We start from the raw sequence: 2,518 nt of genomic DNA, 5'->3' as shown, positions 1-2,518 counted from the left end.
AAATCTTCGATTAAGTATCGCGTGTGCACTGCTGCCAAGCTTGGGCCACGCAGGCCTGGAATTTTCCGCAAGGACCTAAAGCATGCGGCGGAGGCCGCGCTTTCGCCGTCGATGCGACAAAATGATGACAACGTGGGCTATCTGAAGTTGATATCATCCCACTCGTTGAGGGTTGGCTTGACCCAGGATCTGATCGCGTTGGGCGCTGACGGTGTCGCGATCTTGAATGCAATGCGCTGGGATTCTGCATCGACGGTGCTGCGATACGGCAGGAAGCTGCAGGCATATTCGAGCGCAACCGCACGGTTTCTGGGAAACGATCCGCAATAAGACCAGGGTTTGATTCCGGACAACGAAGTTTCGATACTAGCTTTATTGAAACAGCATCTTCTCGAGTGCATCCGCCAGTTCACATCGCTTCTTGGCAGGGAGCCGGTCCAGATTGCGTTGCTTCCACAGGACGGCAGGCAGGTGCCAAGCTTCCGGTATGCCGAGAAGTTGCCAGTCCGGCTCTCCGCGTTTGAAGCCGACCAGAAACCGCCGATGCGCATCGGGCATGTCGGCAACCATCGCAGCGATGATCGCCTCGCGCGCTTCTTCAAGATCGGCCCGCGCGATCGGCTCATGCGTCATTCCGACAAAACCGCGCTCGAATTCCTCCATAAGCGGTTTTCGTGTCGGGGCAAGAACTTCGCCAATCGGGCGATGGTGACTGATGACGTAGACAAGGAATGCGCGCCGCAGCTCGTCGCTTATACCTTCGTGCGCCAGGAGATCGCGCACGTCGAAAAGGTCGCGAGGGTGCTGGCGGTCAAGCGCCGCGACGATCTTGCCCGCATAGAGATCTTCGAAGGACACGATCTGCATCTCGGCAAAGCCAAAGGCGTCTTCGACTGTTGGCACAACGCTCCGCAAGGCAAGATCGTAGACGGTGCCGCGCAGTACCGGCGTTACCTCGATCTTGATCTGCACGCCTCCAGCGCGGACGAGCAGCTTGGTGACGATTTTCTCGTCGGCCGAGCGCGAAGCATGGACCTTCGCATCCGGTATTTTGCGTTCGATCCGTTTCGCTATTCGCAGCATGGCCGCGTCGATCGCGGCAAGCGACCTGGCGCGATCCTCGACCGGCAGATAGGTCAGGTCGATGTCCACCGACAGGCGCGGCATGTCGCGCACGAACAGGTTGATCGCGGTACCGCCTTTGAGGGCGAAGGCTTCTTCCTGCGCTACGAAAGGAATGGTGCGGATGAGAAGGGCGACCTGTTGCCGGTAAGAGTCGAGAAAGGCCATGATGCCCGCTACCCCGCCAGATCGGACGGCACGGTTATGTGGTAGCCGGGGTCGAGCGTGCCACCTTTGACCAGGACGCGCTTCCCCGATCCAAGATCGACACGGGTCACATCGAGACGGGATCGCCAGGCATGCCGGTGGCGGTCGGCGAAGAACAGGAATAGCCGTTTCACCTTCACGCTGGCGCAGGTCTCCAGCAGGGTTTGCAGGCGACGCGGGCTGAGATCGCTCAGCCCTTCCATCAGGGCATCGACCTGATGGAAACTCTCATGTCTGGGCAACTCGTCGAGCAATTCGAGCGCGGCACGTTCCTTGCTCGCATAGCGGATGGGTAAGCTCAGACCTGCGGCGCTGACCATGACGGGGCTCGGCTCCGCTTGTGCGCCGGCATCGCCGGGAAACAGACGCAGACTGTTGTGCCAGCGGAAGGCTACGTCGAGCGGCAAGCTGTCCAGCCATGTCGGCGGTCGCTTCGGCCCGTAGAGGTGAACCTCGCGCATCTCCGCCGAAAGGTAATGGGCATAGCCTAGCTGTTCGAGTGCGGTGCGCCCGCCGACGGTCAGCGGCAGGTCCAGCACGGTCTGGAGCGAGATAACCACCTGCGGCCATGTCAATGGCGCGCGCGAGCGACGATAGACCCGCCGCGCCGGACTTTCGAGCCAGCCAGCGCGGACATACTGGCTGCGCAGCGCCGATGAATAACCGTGCGCCTCCATCCACGCGGCATCGGCCAGGAGTCCCTCAGGGAGTTCCCGCTGAAGCCGGTTTAGCTTGCTGTCAGAACGCTTAGCCATGATTAGTGTTTTGGCATATCTTCAAACCAAAATCCAGTTTGAAGCTTTCCGCTTTTGCCAAGCCAAGCTTGGTGTTTGGCGCAGTCTACAAACCTTATGCTCGGACTCAGGGCCCAAACCTGCGGTCGAACTCACGCCTCAGCCGCGAGATCTCGGACGTCTAGTCTGCGAGATATCCGCGCTGACAACGTTTCGGCATCCCGCTCAAAAGCAGACCAGTTCTCCTAATCTCCGCATTGCGCAATACATTCGCGACAGTTCATGCGGAGATTGGAAAGCCTATTTTCCGCAAACTGCATGAAACCATGCCTACGGGATGTGAGTCGCTCGCCTATGCTTATTCAACGGACCGATATTCCACTCCGATCCGGTGCTTGGCGCTTCCGCGTCGGCTACGAACTGCATCGACAAAACGCCGCGCCGACGCCGCATTC

Annotated in this window: 2 protein-coding genes and 1 pseudogene; 1 reads left to right on the top strand and 2 read right to left on the bottom strand. The window is 59.5% G+C overall.

Going from position 1 to position 2,518, the window contains the following annotated elements:
* A pseudogene (locus HUV48_RS14270) lies at positions 1–330 on the top strand (hypothetical protein); the annotation flags it as partial.
* Positions 331–372: 42 nt separating this feature from the next.
* On the opposite strand, the gene HUV48_RS14125 reads toward HUV48_RS14270, so the two are convergent.
* A complete protein-coding gene (locus HUV48_RS14125) occupies positions 373–1,290 on the bottom strand; it encodes a nucleotidyl transferase AbiEii/AbiGii toxin family protein (RefSeq protein ID WP_067673804.1) in 918 nt (305 codons plus the stop codon).
* A gap of 8 nt (positions 1,291–1,298) precedes the next feature.
* Entirely contained in the window at positions 1,299–2,084 is a 786-nt protein-coding gene (locus HUV48_RS14120; protein WP_082834651.1) for a type IV toxin-antitoxin system AbiEi family antitoxin, read from the bottom strand.
* Positions 2,085–2,518: the final 434 nt, after the last annotated feature.

Origin of the sequence: Qipengyuania atrilutea, from assembly GCF_013370205.1 — a bacterium.
GTDB classification, from domain to species: domain Bacteria; phylum Pseudomonadota; class Alphaproteobacteria; order Sphingomonadales; family Sphingomonadaceae; genus Actirhodobacter; species Actirhodobacter atriluteus.
The sequence above is the reverse complement of the archived record's forward strand: the minus strand, read 5'-3'. Positions and strand labels throughout refer to the sequence as shown.

Excerpts from the sequence above, each read along its gene's own strand:
- HUV48_RS14125 (WP_067673804.1), bottom strand. The coding sequence starts at position 1,290 with ATGGCCTTTCTCGACTCTTACCGGCAACAGGTCGCCCTTCTCATCCGC.
- HUV48_RS14120 (WP_082834651.1), bottom strand. The coding sequence starts at position 2,084 with ATGGCTAAGCGTTCTGACAGCAAGCTAAACCGGCTTCAGCGGGAACTC.